The 888-nt window shown below is 68.4% G+C and carries 1 pseudogene; it reads right to left on the reverse strand.

Going from position 1 to position 888, the window contains the following annotated elements:
• Positions 1-231: 231 nt before the first annotated feature.
• Positions 232-888: pseudogene (locus tag ELR45_RS34100) on the reverse strand (hypothetical protein); the annotation flags it as partial.

Genomic DNA, 888 nt, shown 5'->3' on the forward strand with positions numbered 1-888 from the left:
GACGCTGCTCCGAAACCGACACAGCGCCTTCGTCGCCCCGGACAACCCGGACCGTCCCCAGCACTTCGAACCGCACGCCATCCCCTTAGCTGGCCTCATGGCACCGCGAGGTCACGGTCGCCATCCATATCTTGAGGGCTCAAGACCCGCCAGTGACCGAGTAGTGACCACTACGTGATCTGCTGCAAAGAGTGCCATGAACTGCGCACAGCGAAGAAATCCGCGGCTCGGCTACGCGGTGCCGGTGCCGAAGTCAGCCCTGATTCGGTGCGCTTCGGGAGAGCCGGCGGCGGTGAAAATCCGATGCGCCTCGCGCAGATGCGCCTCCGCCGCGCGGCCGGACTGGCTGCCCAGGACCGCCTCGCCGAGCGCATGGAGCGCGCGTGCCTGGCCGAGGAGCTGGCCGTTCGCCCGGTGGAACGCCAATGCCTGCTCCGCGTGCCCCACTGCGTCGTCGGGCCGGCCTTGGGCCAGGTCGGCCCACGCTAAGAAGACGAGAGCTTCCGCATCTTTGGCCCGGAGCTGAGCTCGCGACAGCGCTAGCACGTCGCGTGCACGTGCCTCCGCCGACTCCGCTCTCCCCAGGGCGAGCTCAGCCTCGGCCAGCGCTAGCAGCACCTCGATCTCCGGCAGGTACTCGCCCGAGCCCCGCAGGACCTCCGATGCCTTCTCCAGCTGCGCCCTCGCCCGCTCCGCGTCCCCCAGAAGAACCTGAGCCCGCCCCAAGAGCAGCCGAGCCCTTGCTCGATAACGAACGTCGCTGACCTCGTCCGCCCTCACCATGAGGGCCTCGGCCTGTTCCAACGCCTCGTCCGTCCGGCCGAGGTCGAGAAGCAGGCCCGTACGGAACACCTGAATGAGCAGCTCGGTGCGCGACTCACCGAGATC

Origin of the sequence: Phytoactinopolyspora endophytica, assembly GCF_004138495.1 — a bacterium.
In the GTDB taxonomy this organism is placed as follows: Bacteria; Actinomycetota; Actinomycetes; order Jiangellales; family Jiangellaceae; genus Phytoactinopolyspora; species Phytoactinopolyspora endophytica.